Annotated in this window: 20 protein-coding genes; 6 read left to right on the plus strand and 14 right to left on the minus strand. The window is 67.3% G+C overall.

The features are described 5' to 3' along the window. Positions 1-13: 13 nt before the first annotated feature. The 11 genes from G315_RS0108260 to gshB form a co-directional block, all read right to left on the minus strand. On the minus strand, positions 14-922 hold the full coding sequence (locus tag G315_RS0108260; RefSeq protein WP_019612297.1) for a dihydroorotate dehydrogenase electron transfer subunit: 909 nt from the start codon (positions 920-922) through the stop codon (positions 14-16). Beyond that, entirely contained in the window at positions 919-2,211 is a 1,293-nt protein-coding gene (locus G315_RS0108265) for a dihydroorotase (protein ID WP_019612298.1), read from the minus strand. The genes G315_RS0108260 and G315_RS0108265 overlap by 4 nt, the downstream gene beginning before the upstream one ends. Then, a complete protein-coding gene (locus G315_RS0108270; protein ID WP_018145119.1) occupies positions 2,208-3,221 on the minus strand; it encodes an aspartate carbamoyltransferase catalytic subunit in 1,014 nt (337 codons plus the stop codon). Before G315_RS0108270 ends, G315_RS0108265 begins: the two co-directional genes overlap by 4 nt. A gap of 19 nt (positions 3,222-3,240) precedes the next feature. Then, the gene (gene pyrR / locus G315_RS0108275; RefSeq protein ID WP_018145120.1) at positions 3,241-3,762 is read right to left on the minus strand and encodes a bifunctional pyr operon transcriptional regulator/uracil phosphoribosyltransferase PyrR; all 522 of its coding nucleotides are present in this window, start codon (positions 3,760-3,762) and stop codon (positions 3,241-3,243) included. Next, positions 3,759-4,154 carry a Holliday junction resolvase RuvX gene (ruvX, locus tag G315_RS0108280; protein WP_019612299.1) on the minus strand — a complete coding sequence of 132 codons (396 nt, stop codon included), beginning with the start codon at positions 4,152-4,154 and terminating at the stop codon, positions 3,759-3,761. The genes pyrR and ruvX overlap by 4 nt, the downstream gene beginning before the upstream one ends. Before the next feature lie 2 nt (positions 4,155-4,156). After that, complete coding sequence (locus G315_RS0108285; RefSeq protein ID WP_019612300.1) at positions 4,157-4,735, minus strand: YqgE/AlgH family protein; 579 nt, start codon at positions 4,733-4,735, stop codon at positions 4,157-4,159. Positions 4,736-4,826: 91 nt separating this feature from the next. Continuing rightward, a complete protein-coding gene (locus G315_RS0108290) occupies positions 4,827-5,699 on the minus strand; it encodes an energy transducer TonB (RefSeq protein ID WP_019612301.1) in 873 nt (290 codons plus the stop codon). A gap of 156 nt (positions 5,700-5,855) precedes the next feature. Next, positions 5,856-6,404, minus strand: coding sequence for a Gx transporter family protein (locus G315_RS0108295; protein ID WP_018937389.1), 549 nt, complete (start codon positions 6,402-6,404; stop codon positions 5,856-5,858). A gap of 10 nt (positions 6,405-6,414) precedes the next feature. Beyond that, positions 6,415-6,789: a NusG domain II-containing protein gene (locus tag G315_RS0108300; RefSeq protein ID WP_019612302.1), complete on the minus strand. Its 375-nt coding sequence runs from the start codon at positions 6,787-6,789 to the stop codon at positions 6,415-6,417. Continuing rightward, the gene (locus tag G315_RS0108305; RefSeq protein WP_019612303.1) at positions 6,786-7,823 is read right to left on the minus strand and encodes an FAD:protein FMN transferase; all 1,038 of its coding nucleotides are present in this window, start codon (positions 7,821-7,823) and stop codon (positions 6,786-6,788) included. Before G315_RS0108305 ends, G315_RS0108300 begins: the two co-directional genes overlap by 4 nt. 5 nt (positions 7,824-7,828) lie before the next feature. Continuing rightward, a complete protein-coding gene (gene gshB / locus G315_RS0108310; protein WP_019612304.1) occupies positions 7,829-8,779 on the minus strand; it encodes a glutathione synthase in 951 nt (316 codons plus the stop codon). Positions 8,780-8,962: 183 nt separating this feature from the next. Here gshB and pilG point away from each other — a divergent pair, with 183 nt between their 5' ends. Genes pilG through G315_RS0108340 form a run of 6 tightly spaced genes read left to right on the plus strand, consistent with a single transcriptional unit; the run spans position 8,963 to position 18,710 of the window. Next, entirely contained in the window at positions 8,963-9,379 is a 417-nt protein-coding gene (pilG, locus tag G315_RS0108315; RefSeq protein ID WP_018145128.1) for a twitching motility response regulator PilG, read from the plus strand. Positions 9,380-9,424: 45 nt separating this feature from the next. Beyond that, positions 9,425-9,790 carry a PleD family two-component system response regulator gene (locus G315_RS0108320; RefSeq protein ID WP_018145129.1) on the plus strand — a complete coding sequence of 122 codons (366 nt, stop codon included), beginning with the start codon at positions 9,425-9,427 and terminating at the stop codon, positions 9,788-9,790. Then, a complete protein-coding gene (locus tag G315_RS0108325; RefSeq protein ID WP_018145130.1) occupies positions 9,787-10,365 on the plus strand; it encodes a chemotaxis protein CheW in 579 nt (192 codons plus the stop codon). Before G315_RS0108320 ends, G315_RS0108325 begins: the two co-directional genes overlap by 4 nt. A 39-nt stretch (positions 10,366-10,404) precedes the next feature. Then, positions 10,405-12,492, plus strand: coding sequence for a methyl-accepting chemotaxis protein (locus G315_RS0108330; protein WP_026338849.1), 2,088 nt, complete (start codon positions 10,405-10,407; stop codon positions 12,490-12,492). Positions 12,493-12,507: 15 nt separating this feature from the next. Then, positions 12,508-18,222 (plus strand): Hpt domain-containing protein, encoded by a 5,715-nt coding sequence (locus G315_RS0108335; protein WP_019612306.1) that lies wholly within the window; start codon positions 12,508-12,510, stop codon positions 18,220-18,222. Then, entirely contained in the window at positions 18,219-18,710 is a 492-nt protein-coding gene (locus G315_RS0108340) for a hypothetical protein (RefSeq protein WP_018168944.1), read from the plus strand. The genes G315_RS0108335 and G315_RS0108340 overlap by 4 nt, the downstream gene beginning before the upstream one ends. A gap of 55 nt (positions 18,711-18,765) precedes the next feature. On the opposite strand, the gene G315_RS0108345 is transcribed toward G315_RS0108340, so the two are convergent. From G315_RS0108345 to ahcY, 3 genes are all read right to left on the minus strand, one after another. Beyond that, the gene (locus tag G315_RS0108345) at positions 18,766-19,512 is read right to left on the minus strand and encodes a 16S rRNA (uracil(1498)-N(3))-methyltransferase (RefSeq protein WP_019612307.1); all 747 of its coding nucleotides are present in this window, start codon (positions 19,510-19,512) and stop codon (positions 18,766-18,768) included. 5 nt (positions 19,513-19,517) lie between these two features. After that, positions 19,518-20,372: a methylenetetrahydrofolate reductase [NAD(P)H] gene (gene metF / locus G315_RS0108350; RefSeq protein ID WP_018145135.1), complete on the minus strand. Its 855-nt coding sequence runs from the start codon at positions 20,370-20,372 to the stop codon at positions 19,518-19,520. Positions 20,373-20,467: 95 nt separating this feature from the next. Next, positions 20,468-21,880, minus strand: a complete 1,413-nt coding sequence (gene ahcY, locus G315_RS0108355) for an adenosylhomocysteinase (RefSeq protein ID WP_018145136.1) — start codon at positions 21,878-21,880, stop codon at positions 20,468-20,470. Positions 21,881-21,889 lie beyond the last annotated feature (9 nt).

Consider the following 21,889-nt stretch of genomic DNA (forward strand, 5'->3'; position numbering starts at 1 on the left):
GCGAATGGTTCGCTTAGGCCCGTTCCGGCTCCGGGAACACATCGGCGGCCGCGAACACCGGACCGTCCACGCAGACCCGTTTCATCGCCACCCCATTCGGAGTGCGCACCGGTACCGTGCAGCCGGCACAGCCGCCTACCGCGCAGGCCATGAACTCCTCCAGCGAAACCTGGCAGGGGAGGTCGAACTCCGCCGCCAGTTCGGCACAGGCGGCGAGCATCGGATGGGGGCCGCAGGCGAAGATTTCCACTTGGGCGCGTTCCTCCGGTGCGAGTCCGGCGAGCCACGCGCGCCCCAGGTCAGTGACGAAACCGTCATAGGCGCCGGGCAACCCGGCCTTGGAGGTCAGGCGGCAGGCGACCCCCCAGTCTTCCAGTAGCGGCAGGGTCGCGATCGCCCCGTCCGGCAGGCCCGGCCAGAGGATCTCCGACGGGCGGGCATGAAAGGGAAACGGCACCTCGGACCCCAGCACCGCATGGGTTTTCCCCGCCTCGCCCTGAAGATGCAGGCGGTGGGCGAGGAAGATCATGGGCGGGATGCCGACCCCGCCCCCCAGCAGCAGGCGCCTCGGACGTTCCGGATTCAGGCGAAACGGCTGGCCAATCGGGCCCAGCACGCTGAGGGTATCGCCCTTTGCCTGCTGCGACAGGGCGCGCGTGCCGTCACCGACCACCTTGTAGAGGAACTCCACCCAGCCGGCCTCGCGGTCCACGCGCTGGATCGATAGCGGGCGGCGCATCAGCAGGCGCGGGGCGCATTGCAGATGGGCAAACTGCCCGGGCTGTGCCGCACGGGCGCACTCGGGCGCAAGGACACGGAGGATCCACTGGTCCGCACCGGCGTCATGGTGATCCAGGATGCGGCCTTCCTCCTGGAAGATCGTGCCTCGGTGGTTCCGGTCGGCAGTTTGGGTCGTACTCATGCGGTGTCCTCGACGGGGCGGGTCCAGACCGGGCGCCCGGCGATCCAGGTCTCGTGGACCTGTCCGGCGAAGGTCCAGTTGAAGAAGGGGGTGTTGTGGCCTGCGCTCAGCCAGTCTTTGCGGCGGACCTCGTGCATCGCGGCCGGGTCCCACAGCACGAAGTCGGCGCGCGCGCCGGCGGTCAGGCGTCCCTGGGCAAAGCCGAGGATATCCGCCGGCCCGGTGGTGACCCGGGCCAGTGCGTCGTGCAGGCTCAGCAGTCCGTCCTCGACCAGGCGCAGCGTCAGCGGCAGCAGGGTCTCCAGCGCCGAGATGCCGGGCTCGGTACTGGCGAATGGGCCCAGCTTGCTGTCCGGTTCATGTGGCTGGTGGTCGGAGCAGATTGCGCTGATGTCGCCGCGCGCGACGGCCGCGCGCAGGCCGTCGCGGTCGCGCTGGCCGCGCAGTGGCGGGATCACGTGGCAGTTCGGGTCGTATTCGGCGACGTCGACCTCGGTCAGGAACAGCTGGTGGGCGGCCACGTCTGCGCTCACCGGCAGACCGTCGGCACGCGCCTTGGCGATCATCTCCGCGCCGCGGCGGGTTGATAACCGGGCCACGTGGACCCGCGCCCCGGTCTGCTCCACCAGCGCCAGGATGGCGCCCAGCGCCGCGGTCTCGGCGGCCTCGGGGATGCCGGCCAGCCCCAGCCGGGTGGAGACCGCGCCCTCGTGCATGCAACCGGAGCCGGTGAGGGCCGGGTCCTGCGCCGAGAGCACGATGGTCAGCCCGAAGGTGGTGGCGTATTCCAGTGCCCGGCGCAGTACCAGCAGGCTGGCCAGTGGTTTGCTTGCGTTGCTGACTCCGCGTGCGCCGGCCTGCATCAGGGCGGCCATCGCGGCCAGCTGCTGGCCCTCCAGCTGATGGGTCAGCGCGCCGAGCACGTACACGCGTACGCCGCAGGCCTGGCGGGCGCGGCGATTGATCAGCTCGATCTCGGCGGGCGAGTCGATCGGCGGCTCGGTATCCGGCGGGACGACCACGCTGGTGATGCCGCCGCGGGCCGCGGCCAGGGTCTCGCTGGCGACGGTGGCCTTGTGTTCCTCGCCCGGTTCGCGCAGGCGCGCGGCCAGGTCGATCAGGCCGGGGATCAGCCACAGCCCGCTGCCGTCGATGCGCCGGCGGGGCTCGAAGCCGTCCGGGATCTGGCCGCGGGCGAGGATCTCGCTGCCCTGCACGCATAGCGCGCCGACCGCGTCGAAGCCGTCCACCGGATCGAGGATGCGGGCGTTCTCGATCAGCACGCTCATGCCTGGTGGGCCCCCATGACCATGGACATCACCGCCATGCGCACCGAGATCCCGTAGGTCACCTGTTCGAGGATCACCGAGTGCGGTCCGTCGGCCACGGCGGATTCGATCTCCACCCCGCGGTTGGCGGGGCCGGGGTGCATGACCAGGCAGGTTGGGTGCGCCAGTTGCAGCCGCCGCGAGGTCAGGCCGAACAGCTGGTAGTACTCGTGTTCGGAGGGCAGGTGGGCGTGTTCCATGCGCTCGCGCTGCAGGCGCAGCATGATGATCACGTCGACGTCTTTCAGGCCGGCGTCGAGGTCGTTGTAGACGTGTACGCCCAGCTGGTCGACATCCGCCGGCAGCAGCGAGCAGGGCGCGACCACGCGGACCTCGCCGGTCTGCAGGATGTTCAGCGCGTGGATCTGCGAGCGCGCGACCCGCGAATGCAGGATGTCGCCGACGATCGCGACCTTGAGCTTGGTGAAGTCGCCCTTGTGCCGGCGGATGGTGAACATGTCCAGGAGCGCCTGGGTTGGGTGCGCGTGGCGGCCGTCGCCAGCGTTCAGCACGCTGATCCCCGGGGCTACGTGGCGAGCGATGAAATGGGCGGCCCCGCTCTCCTCGTGGCGCACGACGAACATGTCGACATTCATCGCCTCGATGTTGCGCAGGGTGTCCAGCAGGCTCTCGCCCTTCACTGCCGAAGAGGTGTTGATGTTCACGTTCAACACGTCGGCGGACAGGCGCTTGGCGGCCAGCTCGAAGGTGGTACGGGTGCGGGTGCTGGCCTCGAAGAACAGGTTGACGATGGTCTTGCCGCGCAGCAGCGGGACCTTCTTCACCGCCTTCTCGTTCATGTTGGCGAACGATTCGGCGGTGTCCAGGATCTCGGTCAGGAGCTCCCGGTTCAGCCCTTCGATGGTCAGCATGTGGCGCAGCTGGCCGTCATCGGTCAGCTGCAGGCGGTTGGGCAGCGGGCCCGGTTCGGGCAGCCGCGCGCCGGGGTGGGCGATCTGGGTCTCGGTCATCCGTTGTGCATCCGGCGGGTCAGGCCTTGAGGTCCTCGGGATCGATCGTCACCCGTTCCAGGCGCAGTGGCTCGGGGCCGCGCAGCTTGATCTGTTCGGTCTTGCCGAGCTCCATGTGGGCGCCAACGATCGCCGCCGCGATCGGCAGTTCGCGCCCGTCGCGCTCGACCAGCACCGCGAGGGTCACCGAGGCCGGGCGGCCATAGTCGAACAGCTCGTTCAGCGCCGCGCGGATGGTGCGGCCGGAGTACAGGACGTCATCCACCAGCAGCACGTGTTCCCCGTCGAGATCTTCCGGCAGTTCCGACGGGCGCACCTGCGGGTGCATGCCGATGCGCGAGAAGTCGTCGCGGTAGAAGCTGATGTCCAGCTTGCCCAGTGGGCGCTCTACCCCCAGGCGTTCGCGCAGGTGCTCCGCGATCCAGACCCCGCCGGAATGGATGCCGACCACGATGGGTGCGGCGATCCCGTGGGTCTTCAGGTAGTGGCGGGCCTGCTCGGCCATGTCGTCGAGCAGGGTCGGGACGTCCGGTGTCGTCATGATGCATTCTCCAGAAACCAGCCTTCGAGGATGACCGCGGCGGCGTGGGCGTCCAGCCCCGGGTCATGGCGTCCCGGCCGGCGTCGCTCGCGGGCCAGATGAGATGTCAGGTGCTCGTCGCACCAGTATACCGGTTGCCCGTAGCGCTCTTCGAGCGTGCGGGCAAAGGCGCGGATACGTCGGGCCAGCGGTGTGGGCTTGCCATCGGCCTGGGTTGGCCATCCGAGCACGAACCCTTCCGGCGCCCATTCCGCGACCAGGGTGTCAATCGCGGGCCACAGATCGGGGGCATCGCTGGTGAGCGTGCGCAGGCCGCGGGCCGAGCCCATGATCTCCTCGCCCACCGCGACCCCGATGCGGCGCCGCCCGTAGTCGAAGGCCAGCAGTCCCACCGTCAGGCGTGGCCGGAGGCCGGGCTGATCAGGTTGACGTCGATGCCGATGAGTTCGGCGGCGGCGCGCCAGCGCTCGGCGCTGGCGCGATCAAACAGGATGTCCGCGTCGGCGCGAGCGGTGAGCCAAGCGTTATCGGCCAGCTCGCTTTCCAGTTGGCCGGGGCCCCAGCCAGCGTGCCCCAATGCGACCAGAACCCGGCGCGGCCCCTGGCCCGCGTTGATCGCCTCGAGGATGTCGCGCGAGGTGGTCAGCACGATCGAGTCGGTGATGGGCTGGCTGCCGCGCCAGGTCTGCTCGGCGGAGTGCAGAACGAAACCGTGTTCCGGCTGCACCGGGCCGCCGCGATAGACCGGCATCTCCGGCAGATCCTCGCCGGGTTCCAGCTCCACATGTTCCAGCAGCTCGCGCAGGGAGAACTCGGTGGGCTGATTGATGACCAGGCCCAGCGCACCTTGTTCGTCGTGATCGCAGATATAGGTGACCGCATGGCTGAAATAGCCATCGTTCAGGCTCGGCATGGCGATCAGGAAGTGATCGCGCAGGCAGTCGGGCTCGTGACGGGCGGGCGTCGGCTTCATGCCACCAGTATCGATGCTGACTCTGCAGGTCGCAAGGAAGGCCGGGCCGGTTTTCCCGATCCCGTGTGCGGCGCCGTTAATTGGTGTCTCCCTAGCGGATCTGTTCCATCTGGTCGCGGCGGAAGGCCCAGGTGCGGGTAATCACCAGTTCGTCGTATTCCTCGCGCATCGCCTCGGTGAACGGCGCGTACGGGGCCGCCAGCTCCACGATGCGGATGGCGGCCTGGTCCAGGACCGGCTCGCCCGAGCTGCGGGCGACCTCGATGTTGATCAGTTCGCCCTCCGGGGTCAGGCGGACCGACAGGACCAGGGTCCCGGAGAGACCGCGGCGCCGCGCCTCGTCCGGATAGTTCACGTTGCCCAGGCGTTCCACCTTGTTGATCCAGGCCTGCAGATAGGCGGCTTCGGGGGCGCTGCGCGCGGCCAGGCTGTCCAGATAGCGGGTGCGGCTGGCGCGGGTGGAGAATGTCTGGCGCTCTTCCGCCGGTGCCGCCCGCGCGCTCTCCAGGCCGCGATTCATCAGCGTCGCGGCGGAGGGTCGGTCCTCGGCATCGGGGGCTTCCAGCGGCTCGGGGTCGGCGACCTCGGGCGGCGCGGCACGCTCGTCCGGGGTGTCGGCGGTGACCTGATCGGGTTCCGGCTCGGGTTCCGGGAGCGCCGGGTCCATGATCGGCGGGCCGGCCTCCGGCAAGGGTGCGTCGAGGCCCTCCGGCGCGGGCTCGCCGATGCCGGCATCCTCCGCATCCGGGGCCTGCGCCTCGCGGACCTCCTCGCCTTCACCGCTCGCGGCCTGGTCGCGGGTGGCGATGTGCTCGACCTCGTCGTCCAGTTCTGGTGGCGGGGCATCGGGATCGGTGACCCAGGTGATGTCCAGGGGCTCGCGGGTGGGTGCCTCGATCGGATCGACCGCGAAGCCGATCCCCAGGATGATCAGCGCGTGCGCGACCACCGCGAGGAAGATCATGGTCCCCAGGTGGTCCTGTACGCGGGGCGCCTCCGGTGGGGGCGTGCCGGCTGGCCGTCCGGCGAGGGCGTTCGAAGCGGTATTCGCTGTCACGTCCCCTCCGGCCCACGGCGGACGCACACGGCCCCGGGGCCCGAGGGGCGGGCCGGACTGGCGCTAATCATTGGGCGTGGGGTTGTGAACATGGCGCTGGATTCGCGGGTCGGCGAGTACGTGGGCGGTCAGTATACCGGTCAGGCCGCCGGTGATCAGGGCGGCGAGCAACAGTGGCGGTAGCACCAGCGGCAGGTTGGGGTGCGGGATGATGATTGCCCAGGCGAGCAGAAACTGCCCGGTGATGTGAGCCATCGCGGCAGCGATGGCCAGGCCCACCGGGCCGACATGCCGGGGGGCGAAGGGGCGCAGGGCGGCCAGCAGGACGAGGCTCGCCAGGGCGCCGGCCAGCGACAGCCAGAATGCCGGGCTCAGCAGGGTCCCCAGCAGCAGGCTGCTGCCGACCACCCGGATCAGGGTGACCGCGACGGCCGCGCGCCAGCCGAGGACCAGCAGGGTGATCAGGGTGACGATGTTGGCCAACCCCGGCTTGATGCCCGGGACCGGGCTGGGGATGGCGGCCTCGAGGATCTGGATCCCGATGGCAATGGCGGCCAGCGCAGCGATCGCCCGGTCGCGGGTGTCGGTCCCGGCCTGCGGGGCGCCGGTCATCGTGGGCACATCAGTAATGCAGGCTGTCGAAGCCGGGTTCCGTGCCGAGGACCTGGAGGGTCAGTCGGTTGGGCAGGCTCACGGCGATCTCGCCGTGGGCCTGCAGCCAGCCGCTGGCCTCGCAGATGTTCTGGCGCCCGGGGGAGTCGGCGCAGCGGGCCCGGCCAGGCTCGATCTCGATGTGGGTGATCCCGGCCGGACCGTGGATCTCGAGGACCCGGGCCCGATCCAGCGGCTCGTGCTGCGGAGTGGCCCCGGCCTGGCTGATGACCAGTACCCGGGCATCTCCTGACGGGTTGTAGGCGAGAACGAAGGCCGCGACTACGACCCCCGCAGCCATAGCCCCGATCAGGGTATCGCCCCAGCGCAGCAGGCCGCGGTTCACGGCAGCTCGCGTACCACGAACGGCTCCCGGTCGGGGCCGGGTCGCACGCGCTCGGCGAGCGCGGGCGTGGCCTCGATGCGGTCGTCCAGTACCACCAGGGCCTGCTCGATGCCCATCTTGCGGGCGTACTCCGGCCAGGCGTCGGGCCCGGCAATCATCAGCGTGGTGGCGGCGGCATCGGCCAGCGCCGGATCGTGGTGGAGCACTGTGGCGCTGTCGATTCCTTGGCTCGGGCGGCCGCTGCGCGGGTCGATGACGTGGTGGATGCGCTCGCCTTCCCACTCGTAGCCGCGCTCGTAGTCGCCGGAGGTGAACAGGGCCTCGCCGGCGTCCAGTTCGATGCTGCCAAGCACGCCGCCATGCGGATGACGGATGCCCACCCGCCAGGGCCGTTCGCTGGGTCGGCCCAGGGTCATCAGGTCGCCGCCGGCGTTGAAGATCGCGGCCTCGACGCCGTGTTCCGCCAGCAGCTCCAGTACGCGCTCCACCGCCAGGCCCTTGGCCAGCCCGCCGAAGTCGAGCTGCAGGTCCGGATGCGTCCCGCGCAGGCGCACGCCGTTGCGTTCGATGTCCTGCATGCGGGGCGGGTCGTCCAGTAGCTCGGCCAGGGTGGCCTCGTCCGGGGGTGGGCCGTCGGGTTCGTCTTGATGGAAGCCCCAGGCGGCGACCAGCTTGCCCAGTGCGGGGTTGAACAGGCCGTCGCTCAACGTCTCCATCTCGCGGCCGTGCTCGATTAGCGGCAGCACCGACGGCGGGGCGCTGAACTCGCCCTGCAGGGCGAGTAGCTCGTTGGTGCGCCCGAGCGATCCGGGTTCCCATGCATGCCAGGAGGTATGCAGGATTTCCAGTTCCTCCTGAACTGCGGTCCCGATCGCCTCCACGTCGTATTCGCCGGCCGGGTAAAGGCTGAGGTCCACCAGCGTGCCGAAGGCGTAGAAGCCAAGCTGTTCAGTATCCGGTTCCTCGCGGCCGCAGGCGGCCAGGAGGGCGGCCGCGAGCAGCAGGGGCAGGGTTCGAGTCAATACGGAGCGCATGCCGCTCATCCTTCGGTCGGGCGAGTGAGGTAGTCGATGTACTGTCCGGCCAGATCGTCGCCGCCTGCCGCGTCCAGTTCGCGGACACCGGTAGGACTGGTGACGTTGATCTCGGTCAGGGAGTCCCCGATCACGTCGATGCCGACGAAGTCCAGCCCGCGGGCCTTCAGCTCCGGGGCGATTTCGCGGCAGATCCAGCGATCGCGTTCGGTCAGGGGCACGGCCTCGCCCCGGCCGCCGGCGGCCAGGTTGGCGCGGCTTTCGCCCGCGGCCGGGATGCGGGCCAGGGCGTGGTCGTAGGGCTCGCCACCGATCAGGATGATGCGCTTGTCCCCGGCGGTGAACTCCGGCAGGAAGCGCTGCGCGACCACGCTGCGCTGGTCGAACTCGGTGATGGTCTCGAGGATCACCGAGGTGTTCGGGTCGCCCTCGCGGACACGGAATATCGAGGCCCCGCCCATACCGTCCAGCGGCTTGACCACGATGTCTCCCTGCGCCTCGAGGAAGGCGCGGATCCGGCCCCGGTCACGGGTAATCAAGGTGGGCGGGCAGCACTGGGGGAAGTGGGCGGTAAAGGCCTTCTCGTTGACATCGCGCAGGGCCTGCGGGCGGTTCGATACCCGTACGCCGTCGCCCTCGGCGAGCTCGAGGGCGTAGGTCGCGTAGATGTACTCCAGATCGAACGGCGGGTCCTTGCGCATCAGCAGCAGGTCGAAGCGCGCCGCCGGACCCGTCACGGGTTCGCCCAGGGTGAAGAAGTCCTCGCGCCGGTCGTGCACCTCGATCGGGCGGCTCCGGGCCGCCGCCCGGCCCGCCTCGATCCACAGGTCGGCCGGCTCCAGGTAGTGGAGGCGATGCCCGCGGGCCTGTGCCGCCAGCATCATGGCGAAGGTGGTGTCCTTCCACGGTTTGATACCCGTGATCGGGTCCATCAGGATGGCGATATTCTGGGCCACGTTGCCTCGCGCGAACGGGATGTTCCGGGGAGTATGCCATGCCCGCCGGGGCCGTCGGTGACCCCGCAAGCTGGATCAGCGCCGCGCGCATTGCGGCCCCCGGTATGCAATATCATTGTGTGCTGTTTGTCACAGAGCCCCGGTTCCGCTAGATTCGGGGCGAAATGACCTCAGGGGGAAAAGGTGTCTAACGCGCTTGCCGAAGCGGACTCGGCCATCGAGTTTCAGGGGCTCAAGGTCATGGTGATCGATGACAGCAAGACCATTCGGCGTACCGCCGAATCCTTGCTGCAGAAGCACGGGGCCGAAGTCATTACCGCCGTGGACGGCTTCGAGGCGCTGTCCAAGGTCGCGCAGTCGCGCCCGGACATTATCTTCATCGACGTCATGATGCCGCGCCTGGATGGCTACCAGACCTGCGCACTGATCAAGAACAACAGGGAATTCCGTGCCACGCCGATCATCATGCTGTCGAGCAAGGACAGCGTGTTCGACAAGGCGAAGGGGCGCGTTGTGGGGTCGGAGGACTACCTCACCAAGCCGTTTACCCGGGATGACCTCCTGGGCGCCATGCGCCGATACGCCAGTCCTGCGGCGTGATGCACAGCGTCGCCACTGCACACTAACCAAGGAAAGACGAACCCCATGGCCCGCATTCTGATCGTTGACGATTCGCCGACCGAAATCCATGTCCTGCGCACCATGCTCGAGAAAAACGGGCACTCGGTGACCACCGCCGAGAGCGGCGAGGATGGGGTGGCCGCCGCCAAGTCGCAGGTGCCGGATCTGGTCCTGATGGATGTGGTGATGCCGGGCCTGAATGGCTTCCAGGCCACGCGCCAGCTTTCCCAGGCGGATGAAACCGCGCATGTCCCGGTGGTTGTGGTCAGCACCAAGGATCAGGCTACCGACCGGGTCTGGGCGATGCGTCAGGGGGCTCGCGACTACATCACCAAGCCAGTGGTCGAGAAGGACCTGCTGGCCACCATCGGGAAATATCTGTCGGCATGAAGACCGACCTGTCCTCGCCGTTTGCGCTGATTGCGAGCCTTGATCGTGAAGGGCGCCGCGTCAATCGCGAACTGCGGCGGGACATCGGCACCGGCTGGCGCGGCGTCCTGTTACGGGTTGGCGATTTCCGCTTCCTGGTCGATATGGATTCGATCGCGGAGGTCGCCGACCCGATGGCGCTGACCCGCGTGCCGCTGGCGGATTCCGCCGTGCTCGGCGTGGGCAATCTGCGGGGGCTGGTGCTGCCGGTCTTCGACATGGGCAGGCTGCTGCTGGACCGGCCATTGCCGGACGACGCGACCGGGCAGCGCATCGTGGTGGCGCCTCAGGGCCAGGGCATGGCCGGGCTTCTGGTCAGCCAGGTCGAGGGGATGCGCCGTTGCATCCCTTCCCAGCGGCGCCTGGAGGTCTCGGTCCCCGAGGCCGTCCGCCCGTTCATTACCGGCGGGTTCGATCTGGGGCACCGGTTGCACCCGGTGCTGGATCTGGACCTGCTACTCAATGACAACAATCGCTTTACCGGCACGGGCTTGGCCGGTGCATCCAATAGCGAACAGTCCGCAGCTACCGTCTGATGACGGGGTTCGCGGTGCTGCGACAGGGAGTATGAACTGATGGGATCGAGTCGTCGCGCACGTAACTTCGTCCTCGGGGGCTTGCTGGTGCTGGCCCTGATCGCGACAGGCGGGGCCTTTACCTACCACGAGTACGAGCAGAGTCAGTACCGTGACCGGATCGCGCTGGCCAATGACTTGCGTCTGTTGTCGCAGCGTCTCGCCACCAGCTCGCTGGAGGCGGCCGCCGGCTCCGAGCAGGGATTCCGCGATCTGCAGTCCCTGCGCGATGACTTCGAGGCCCGCCTGGATCGAATCCGCCAGGGGGGTGACGGCCTGCAGCCACTTCCGGAACCCTTGCAAGAGGATATCGCCGCGGTGGATCGCGAATGGTCGGCGTACCGGGACAACATCAACACCGTCATCCTCGGGCGTTCAGATATCCAGTTGATCACGGAATTTTCCGATGCGGTGGCCGCGTTTTCGCCGGAGCTCTCACGCCTGTCCGACGATGTGGTGCGGCGCATGACCCGGATCGGCGAGCCGCCGGAGCAGGTCTATGTGGCGGCGCGCCAGACCATGCTGATTCAGCGTATTGCCAACAGCCTGGGTCGCGTGCTCCAGGGGGGCGCCGAGGCGGCCCCCGCGATCGAGCGCTTCGAGCGTGATGCAACGTTGTACGGCCGCGTGCTGGACGGCCTGATCGAGGGTTTCGCCCCGCTGGGGGTTGAACGGGTCGATGACCCGCAAGCGCGTGCCTTGCTGATGGAGATCGCCACGCTGTTCGTCGCCTTTAGCGAGGCGGTGGAAGGCGTTCTGGATACCTCCACCCAGGTGTTCGAGGTCAATGCGGCGGCCTCCAATGTCGAGGCCAGCAGTGGTGCGATGCTGGAGACCACCGGTGACTTCGAAAACGCCATCACCGTTGAGGCCGAACGCGCGGGCGTGATCGCGCTCATCGGGTTCGGCTTCGGTGGCCTCGCGCTGCTGCTGCTGATCGCGATGGGTCTGTTCCTCTACCGCGATACCAAGCGCGAGCTGGCGGAGACCGAGGCGCAGAACGAACGCAACCAACAGGCAATCCTGCGCCTGCTCGATGAAATGATGAACCTTGCGGATGGCGACCTCACGGTCAACGCGACGGTGACCGAGGACTTCACCGGGGCCATCGCGGACTCGATGAACTACGCGATCGAGAACCTGCGTACCCTGGTCGCGACCATCAACACGGTGGCGGCCGATATCAGCGAATCCTCGGCTTCCACGCGGTCCCAGGTGCTGGGGCTGGCCGAGAAGTCGGAAGAGCAGGCCCGCGAGATCCAGCGCGCGGACGACGCGATCGAGGAGGTGTCGGGCTCGGTCGACAAGGTCGCCCAGGATGCCGAACAGTCGGCCTCCGTGGCACGTAACTCGGTGGAGATTGCATCCCGCGGGGCGGGCACCGTGCGCCGTTCCATCGAGGGCATGGACAATATCCGCGAACAAATCCAGGAGACGGCGAAACGGATCAAGCGCCTGGGTGAATCGTCGCAGGAGATTGGCGACATCATCGGCCTGATCAACGACATCGCGGAACAAACCAACGTGCTCGCGCTGAATGCCGCGATCCAGGCCTCCGCCGCGGGCGAGGCCGGGCGTGGCTTCGCGGTGGTGGCGGACGAGGTCCAGCGCCTTGCGGAGCGCTCCTCCAGCGCGACCCGTCAGGTGGAGGGGCTGGTCAAGGCTATCCAGGCGGATACCAGCGAGGCCGTGAGTTCCATGGAGCAGAGTACCGCCAACGTGGTCCAGGGGGCCGAGCTGGCCCAGGCCGCGGGTGAGGCCCTGTCCGAGATCGAGCAGGTCTCCAGCGATCTGGCGGATCTGATCGACGGGATCTCCTCGTCGGCGCGCAAGCAGTCCGAGATGGCGCAGGATGTGACCTCCATCATGGCCCAGATCCGCGAGATCACCTCCGAGACCACGCAGGGGACCCAGTCCACCGCGGCGGCGATCGGCGACCTGGCCCAGCTCTCGGCCCAGCTGCAGTCCTCGGTATCGGACTTCAAGCTGCCGGAGCCGGGCGGCACCACTGAGCGTGTCGATGCTGTGATCGAGGAGGAGCCGGCTTCCGACTCCGATCCGACCTCTTCCGACGAACAACGAGCCTGACGGCGGACGCGGCCGATGGCATCCAGCGCACTGAACTGGGTCCGCGAAGACCTCGACAAGCTGTTTGTCGAGGTCCAGGACGCGTTGCGACGGTACTCCGACGATCCGGGCTGTAGCGATTGTCTGGCCGAGGCGCGCAGTCGTGTCGAACAGATCCGCAACACCCTGGTCATGGTCCAGGTCGACAGCGTGGTCCTGATCTGCGACGAGATGTTGCAGGTCCTGGGGCAGATCGAACGCGCTGACGAGCCGAATGTGGCCGCCACCGAGCCGCTGCTACGGGCCGCCCTGCAACTGCCCGACTACCTCGAGAACGAGGGCGATGGCGAATTGCCGTCGCCCATGATCCTCGTCCCTCTGCTGAATGAATTGCGCAACAGTCGCGGCGCTTCGTTGCTGCTGGATGTCGCGGCATTGATGCCGGACCCGCAGACAGTGGACGATGAGCGTGTAGGCTCGGGTGGCGATGTGCTCGACCCGACATCTCGCGTCCCGCTGCTGCAACAGGCGCGTCGGCGCTTTCAGCGCGATCTGCTGGAATTGGTGCGCGGCGAAGATGCGACCGAACCGGCCGCCCGAATGCAGGCGACCGCCCGCGTTGTGGAGGAGGCCGTTCCGGCGGGCGAGGCCCGGCGCTTGTTCTGGGTCGCCGGTGCGATGCTCGAGGCGGTCGCCGAGGGCGGTGTCGAAGCCGATACCGACGTGCGCCGACTGGTCGGGCGGGTCGATCGCGAACTCGGACGCTATCTGAACGCCTTGTCGGCCCATGTGGAGGCCGGTAATGCCGGATCGGAACCGGAATACGAGGCATCGCCCGACCTGATCAAGACCCTGCTGTTCCACGTTGCCTGTGCGACCTCCGAGGGCGAACAGACCCTCGCCGTGCGCGAGGTATTCGGGCTCGACCGGTTGAGCCTCGTGGAAGGCGGTACCGGGGTGGGCCGTTCGGTCTACGACAACCTGCGCCAGGCCCTGGAAGACGACCTTGCCGAGGTCCGCGAGCGGCTGGATGTCTTGATGCGGTCACAGGTGCGGGGTGTCGACGACCTCGAGAGCCTGCGCGGGCAGGTCGAGCGTATTGGCTCGACGCTCAGTCTTCTCGGGCTGGATGCCGGACAGGACCACACCGACGCCCTGATGGCATCGCTCACTCCCGAGCGCGCGGGCGCGGCGGATGAACAGGTCGACATGGTGCTGGCGGAGCACCTGCTGGCGCTGGAATCCCTGCTGGAATCGGGTCTGCGCCGCAAGAGCGCCAGCCCCACGCCCCAGGCCGAATTCGATCGCGCGCTGGCGGCGGCCGTCTACAAGGAGGCCCTGGTGGATGTGCGCCGGGTCCGCGACATCTTCCTCGGATTCCTTGATGCCGGCGCGGACGCCTCAGGCGATGGACTCGACGAGGCCCGCGAGGGGCTGCGCCGGATCGAGGGCGCGATGTCGATGTCCGGCTTCGAGGCCCTGCACGCCCTGCTGGGCCCGCTGATCCATCATCTCGATTCCCGTGCCGGCATGGCAGCGGCCGAACTCGACGAAGGCGAGATCGACGCCCTTGCCGAGGTCCTCAGCAGTATCGAGGTCGCCCTGGAGTCTTCCGGACAGCCCTGGCGTGAACTGGACAGTGTCCACGAGCGGGGGATTGCGGCCCTGCAGCGCATTGGTGCGATCTCCGGCGGCGACGTCGCCGCCGTTCATCTGGCTGCGGTCCCGGATGCGCCGGCGGTAGACACCGGGGCTGAATTGGACCCCGCCGGCCTCGCCGAACCTCCGCCTTTCGATCTCACACCCAACGACGAACCTGGCGAAGAGCCATTGGACACGCTCGCCGCCGATGCCGATGCCGATGCCGATGCCGATGCCACGCCTGTCGTGCAACCGGCGAGCCCGCTGCCCGCGGCCGGTCGCGATTCATTGCCTTTCGACGACACCGTGCTGGCGGAGCAGGTCCGCGGTCCGGAGGTCGACCTGGAAATCCTGGAGATCTTCCTCGAGGAGGCGGACGAGGAGGTAGCCAGTCTGGGCGAACACTTCCCGCGCTGGCAGGCCAACCCGGCCGATCTCGACAGCCTCTCGGTCATTCGCCGTTCCTTCCACACACTGAAAGGGTCGGGGCGGTTGGCCGGCGCCTTGCGCCTGGGCGAATTCGCCTGGGCCGTGGAGTCGTTCCTCAACCGCCAGCTGGATTCCGGCCAGGAGGCGGACCACGCCACGTTGCAGGTGATTGAGGATGGCATCGGCGTCCTGCCCGGACTGGTGGCGGAGGTGCGTGACGATACCGGGCCGGTTACGCCGGTTCTGGACATTGCCTTGCGCCTGCGGGCTCTGGCCGGCGGCGAGCCGGAACCCGAGGCCGAGGCCGAGGCGGAGGATGATGAGCCGGCTGTGCGCGCTGCGCCGCCGGGTGCGGACGCGGAGTTCGAGGCCCTGGCGCGTACCCTCGACGAACTGGACGCACCGGATTCGCTCGAAGGCGCCGAGACGGCGGCCCCCGACCAAGACGAGGCGGCCGACGAGCTCCTGCAGGAGCCGGGCCCCTTTGTGCCCGATCTGCCGCCGGATGCCCTTGCAGCGGCGACCGAAAAAACGGAATCCGCCGAGTCCGAGCACGGGGGAACCCTGGATTCGCCGTGGGAGACGGAAGAGCCGGCGGCGGCTGAGCGGTCTGCTGAACCGCTGGATCTCGACGCCCTGGAGCTTCCCGCCGATGCCTTCGAGGTGACCGAAGAGGCGCTGACCGAGGGCGACACGATGGCCCCGGATGTTGCGGCCGAGGTCGGGGAGGATTCCGGCGCCGTTGAGGAGGGTGCCCTCGAAGGTCCTGTCGACGGAGAGGCCGAGGCTGAAGAGCCGGAACTTCCGTCCGAGCCCGTGGCCGCTCGCATGGACACGGATCCCCAGCTGTGGCAGGTGTTTGCCGCCGAGGCGCAGGTCCATCTGCTCGCGCTGCGTGGCTGGCTGGACGAGTCCCAGTGGCGCCCGGACCGGGTCCCGAACCATGACCTCGAGCGGGCGCTGCATACCCTGAACGGCAGCGCCCGGACGGCCGATATCCGTGGCATTTATTCGGTGTGCGGACCGTTCGAACGGCTGATCCGGATCCATCGCGACATGGAATGGGCACTGCCGCCGCAGGCCATCGAGTTGCTGCGGCAGCTGGAGGCGTATGTGGCCGATGCAGTCGGCGACGAGGCACCGGACCCGCTCAAGGTCCTGGACCCGCCGCCCTGGGCCCCCGAGGTCTATGCCCTGCTGGATAATGCGACCGCGGAACAGCTGCTGCGGACTGAAGATGATGCCAGCGAGGAAGCGTCGCCCGACTTCGACGACCTCGATGTGACCGAGTCGCCCGCAGAGTCGGAACCGGAACCGGAGATCGACTGGGAGTTTGCCGAGGTCTTCATCGAGGAGGCGCGCGATATCCTCGAGTCTGCGTTCACGGCCCTGAATGGCTGGCGCGAGACTGGGGGGCGCCCCGGGCCCGATCAGAATGCCTTCCAGCGCGAAGTGCACACCCTGAAGGGCAGCGCCCGCATGGCCGGTTTCACCGTGGTCGGAGCCATTGCGCACGCCCTGGAAAGTGCATTGAGCGTGGAGACCGAGACCGGTCTGGAGCCGCGCGACGGCTTCTTCCAGCTTACCGAGCGGGCCTTGAGCGACGTACAGCGCTTGGTCGAGCGCGGGGTCGGGGCCTGGCAGATGGACGAATCGGCCAGCGAATCGCTGCCCGCGCTGCGCGCCTGGGCCGGGGGTGAAGCGGACGCCGAATCGACCGACGCGGAGCCCGAGGCGGATACGTTTGAGAGCGACGACTCCGAAGCCGAAGCCACCTCCGGGAGGGATCTGGAGGTCGAGGAGGCCCGAGCGGAGACGGACCGGCGCAGCCACGAGACGCCGGAGACCGAGGGCCGGCGGATCCAGGACCAGGTGCGCATGGATGCCGAGGTCCTCGACAGCCTGGTGAACAATGCCGGCGAGCTGGCGACCTTCCATCGCCGCTTCGAACAGACGGTTGGGCGGGTCGAGAGCCAGGTCGACGAACTGGAGCGCACCATCGCCCGTCTGCGCGACCAGCTGCGCAAGCTCGAGATCGAAACCGAGACCCAGATCCTGTTCCGCGTGGAGGAGGAGGGTGGCGAGGACGCCCTCGACTTCGATCCGCTGGAAATGGACCGCTATTCCGGCATCCAGCAGCTGTCCCGCGCGCTCGCCGAGAGTGTGAGTGACCTCGAGGCCCTGAAGCAGGAAGTCGGTGACGAGTTGCAGAATGCCGGGGGCATCCTTCTGCAGCAGCGGCGGGTGGGGACCGATCTGCAGGACCAGTTGATGCGTCAGCGCATGGTGCGTTTCGCGCGTATGGCGCCGCGGCTACGGCGGGTGGTACGCCAGGCGGGCGAGGACCTGGGAAAACAGGTCCGCGTCGAGTTCACCGGCCAGGGGGCCGAGCTGGACCGTGCCCTGCTGGAACGCCTGGTGTCGCCGTTGGAGCACCTGCTGCGCAATGCCATTGCGCACGGCATCGAAGGCGCTGCCGAACGGGAACAGGCACACAAGCCGGCGCAGGGCCAGATCGATGTCAGTCTGGAGCAGTCCGGGAGCGAAATCCGGTTGCAGGTCACGGATGACGGTCGGGGCATCGATGCCGAGGCGATCCGGGCGCGCGCGGTGGAGCGCGGGCTCATTGCAGCGGATGCCGAGGTCACGGATGCCCAGGCCCTGCAGCTCATCCTGCAGTCCGGTTTCTCCACCGCCGCCGAGGTCTCGCAGGTGGCGGGGCGCGGCGTTGGCCTGGACGTGGTGAACAGCGACGTGAAACAGCTGGGCGGCACGCTGGAGATCCAGTCGACGCCAGGCAAGGGCTCGCGTTTCACCATGCGCCTGCCGTTCACCCTGGCGATCTCGCAGGCCTTGCTGGTGCAGGTGGGCGAAGAAACCTTTGCCGTCCCGATGGCCTCGGTGGAGGGTGTGGTTCGCGCGCGTGCCGAGGAGATCGATCGCCGGGACGACGAGGCAATCTACAACTACATCGGTCAGGACTACGCAGTGCGCGGGCTCGGTGACTTGATGGGTGTGGAGAGTCAGGCGGGCGTCGAACACTTGCCGGATCATCCGTTCCCGTTGTTGCTCGTGCGCGCCGATGATCAGCGTATCGCGTTGCGCATTGACGGCCTGCTGGGTAGTCAGGAGGTTGTGGTGAAGTCGGTGGGCCCGGTCCTCAGTCGTATCCCGGGTGTGGCCGGTGCCACCCTCCAGGGCGATGGTTCGGTCATGCTGATTCTTGATCTGAGCATGTTGGTCAGGTTTGCCTCCGCGACGGCGTCCCTGGCGGAGACGCCGCAGGCTGTTGGCGAGACGGCGAGCGCGCAACGGATCATGGTGGTGGATGACTCGATTACCATTCGCAAGGTCACCGCGCGCCTGCTGACGCGCCACGGCTACGACGTGGTCACGGCCCGTGACGGTCTCGATGCGGTGGGCCTGCTGGACGAGCGGCGCCCGCAGCTGATCCTGCTGGACGTGGAGATGCCGCGCATGGACGGCTTCGAGTTCGCCGCCCACGTGCGCGATCATCCGGACTTCGGGCGGGTGCCCATCATCATGATCACCTCGCGCAGCGGGACCAAGCACCGCGAGCGCGCCAACCGTCTCGGGGTCAACGGTTATCTCGGGAAACCGTATCTGGAGAATGACCTGCTGAACGCGATCCGCGAGCAACTCGAAGGGATACCGGCATGAGCGAGGAAGCACAGGGTCAGGCCGTCGAGGCGGTGATCGTTCAGCTGGATAGCGGCTCCATCCTGCTCCCGCGCAGCGCCTTTCTCGAGGTGACCACCCGCGCCGGGGCCGTCCAGCAGGAATCCGAGCATCCGGATGTCCCCTGGCTGCAGCCCAGCCTGGTCTGGCAGGACGTGCAAGTGCCGGTGATCAACGTGAACCAGTTGCTGGATCCGGGCCGCGACAGCGGCGAGGATCGCCGGCGGTTCACCCGGCTTCTGGTGATGCAGGCGGTGATGCAGCCGGATCACCTGCCGTTTTATGCCCTGGAGGTTCGCGGTACGCCGCATCCGGTGCAGATCACCGCGCAGAATATCTATGCGCTGGAGGACGTCGACGCCACTCCGTGGTCCTGGCGGGTGAAGGCCTCGGGCGTGACGACTCACTTGCTTCGACTGGATACCCTCGAGCAGCGTCTGCTCGAGCTTGCGGAGACGCAGCCAGCCTGATCAGTGTGGCGGCGACTCGAGACGACCCCACCGGGGCGGTTCCCGCCTGTTGTGACTAGCCTCGAAGGTCCCCGAGACGCGCCTGTACCAGGGTGATCAGGGCCATTGCGGCCGTCTCGGTGCGCAGGGTCCGCGGGCCCATGCCGACGCCCAGAAATCCACCTGCCCGGGCCTGCTCGCGCTCCGCAGGCGTTAGCCCCCCTTCCGGTCCGATATACAGCGCCACTGCGCCGGGCGGGTGCCCCTGGGCGACCAGGCGGTCGTCCAGCCCGGGCGCGCCTTCCTCGGCGAGCAGCCCGAGGCTGTCCGGGCATTCCGCGAGTGCGGCCGCGGGCAGGGCCGGTTGATGTAGCGCGGGCAGTTCATTGCGGCCGCATTGCTCCACAGCGGCCTGCAGGATGCCCTGCCAGTGCCGCTGGCGTTTCTCCAGTCCCTTGTGGGCGGCAGCCGAACGCGAGCGTTCGCACAGCACCGGGCGGATGGACTGTACGCCGAGCTCCACGGCCTTCTGAATGGCCAGGTCCATATGGTCGCCGCGGGCCACGCCCTGCAGCAGGTGGATCGGAAACGCGGGATGGGTCGGGGCGGCGGCACGTTCGCCCAGATGGAAGGTGCCGTGGCGTCGGTCGGTGAGTTCGAGGGTCGCGTCGAATTCGTTGCCGAGGCCGTCGAAGACGCGGCAGGGGGCACCGCTTTTCAGACGCAGGACGGTGGTGGCGTAATGCAGCCGGTCCTGTGGGGCGGGGAGCGACTGCCCCGCGGCCAGTGCCTCGGATTCGAGCAGCAGCCGGGGGCAGCGCATGCCGTCTACTTCCGGTTGTCGAGGTCCAGGGCCTTCCAGATCTGTTCGGTCGGTCCGGCCTGGTTCATCGAATAGAAGTGGATTCCAGGCGCGCCGTTATCGAGCAGGTCGTCGGTCAGACGCGTGGCGACCTCGATCCCGAATTTGCGGATCGATTCCTTGTCGTCGCCATAAGCCTCCATCCGCTTGCGGATGTAGCGCGGGATCTCGGCGCCGCACATCTCGGAGAAGCGCACGATCTGGGTGTAGTTGGTGATCGGCATGATCCCGGCAATGATCGGGATTGTGATGCCCATCTTTTCTACCCGTTCCATGAAGGCCACGTAGGCGTCCGGATTGTAGAAGTACTGGGTGATCGCGGCGTCGGCGCCAGCATCCACCTTGGTCTTGAAGTTCTCCAGGTCCTTCTCGGCATTCGGGGCCTGCGGATGGAACTCCGGATAGGCCGCGACCTCGATCTTGAACTGGTCGCCGAACTCGGCGCGGACGAACTCCACCAGCTCGGAGGCATAACGGAAATCACCGCCGGAATGCTTGGTGCCGGACGGCAGGTCGCCGCGCAGCGCCACAATGCGCTTGACCCCGGAATCGCGGTAGGTCGACAGCAGGTCCCGCAGCTCGTCCTTGGTCGACGAAATGCAGGAGACATGCGGGGCGGCGGGGATGCCATCGTTGTCGATGATGTCCCGGACCGTCTCCAGGGTGCGGTCGCGGGTGGATCCCCCGGCGCCGAAGGTGACGGAATAGAACTCGGGATTCAGTGCGCCCAGACGCTTGCGGGCCTTGGCCAGGCGTTCGGCTCCGGCCTCGTCCTTGGGCGGGAAAAATTCAACGCTGTAGACGCGTTCTTGTGCAGACATGTTTGTCCTCCAGACATAAAGAAGGCGGACCGCACGAACATGCGGCCCGCCTCGGCGTTCACATTACCAACGAATTGAAATGTGAGGCTGGCCGATCAGTAGCGGTAGTGTTCCGGCTTGAACGGGCCATCCGCCGACATACCCAGGTACTTCGCCTGATCGTCGGTAAGACGGGTCAGGTTGGCGCCCAGCTTGAACAGGTGCAGCTGTGCGACCTTCTCGTCCAGGTGCTTCGGCAGCACGAAGACGTTCTTGTCGTACTGGTCACCCTTGGTCCACAGCTCGATCTGAGCCAGGGTCTGGTTGGTGAAGGAGTTGGACATCACGAAGCTCGGATGGCCGGTACCGCAGCCCAGGTTCACCAGACGGCCTTCGGCCAGCATGATGATCCGGTTGCCATTCGGCAGGATGATGTGGTCAACCTGCGGCTTGATGTTCTCCCACTCGTACTTGCGCATCGCGGCCACGGCGATCTCGGAGTCGAAGTGACCGATGTTGCAGACGATGGCCTGGTTCTTCATGCGGGTCATGTGATCTTCGGTGATCACGTCCTTGTTACCGGTCGCGGTGACAAAGATCTCGGCCTTGTCGGCCGCGTCTTCCATCGTGACGACGCGGAAACCTTCCATGGCGGCCTGCAGGGCGCAGATCGGGTCGATTTCGGTGATCCACACGGTGGCACCGAGGCCGGCCAGCGACTGGGCGGCACCCTTGCCGACGTCACCGTAGCCGCAGACCACGGCGATCTTGCCGGCGATCATGACGTCGGTGGCGCGCTTGATGGAGTCCACGGTGGACTCGCGGCAGCCGTACAGGTTGTCGAACTTGGACTTGGTGACCGAGTCATTGACGTTGATCGCCGGGAAGGCCAGTTCGCCGTCTTTCGCCATCTGGTACAGGCGATGCACACCGGTGGTGGTCTCTTCGGTCACGCCCTTGATCTTGGCGAGCTGCTCGGAGTACCAGGTCGGCTGCTTGGCCAGGCGATCCTTGATCGAGGCAAACAGGGCGACTTCTTCTTCGTTCTCCGGGTTGGAGATGACCGACTGGTCCTTCTCGGCCTTGGCGCCGATGTGCAGGAGCAGCGTGGCGTCACCGCCATCGTCCAGGATCATGTTGGCGCCGCCGTCGAATTCGAAGATGCGGTGGCAGTAGTCCCAGTACTCTTCCAGGGTTTCGCCCTTCACGGCGAAGACCGGGGTGCCGGCGTCGGCAATTGCGGCCGCGGCGTGGTCCTGGGTGGAGTAGATGTTGCAGGAGGCCCAGCGCACGTCGGCACCCAGGGCTTCCAGGGTCTGGATCAGCACCGCGGTCTGGATGGTCATGTGCAGGGAGCCGGCAATCTTGGCGCCCTTCAGCGGCTTGGAGGCCGCGTACTCTTCGCGAGTCTGGATCAGACCGGGCATTTCGGTCTCGGCAATCGCAATTTCCTTGCGGCCGAATTCGGCAAGGTTAATGTCCTTGACGACGTAATCGGTGGTCTTTTTGTCGTTCATCACAGCATTCATGGATCAACT

The sequence above is a fragment of the Thioalkalivibrio sp. AKL7 genome, from assembly GCF_000381705.1.
GTDB lineage: Bacteria > Pseudomonadota > Gammaproteobacteria > Ectothiorhodospirales > Ectothiorhodospiraceae > Thioalkalivibrio > Thioalkalivibrio versutus.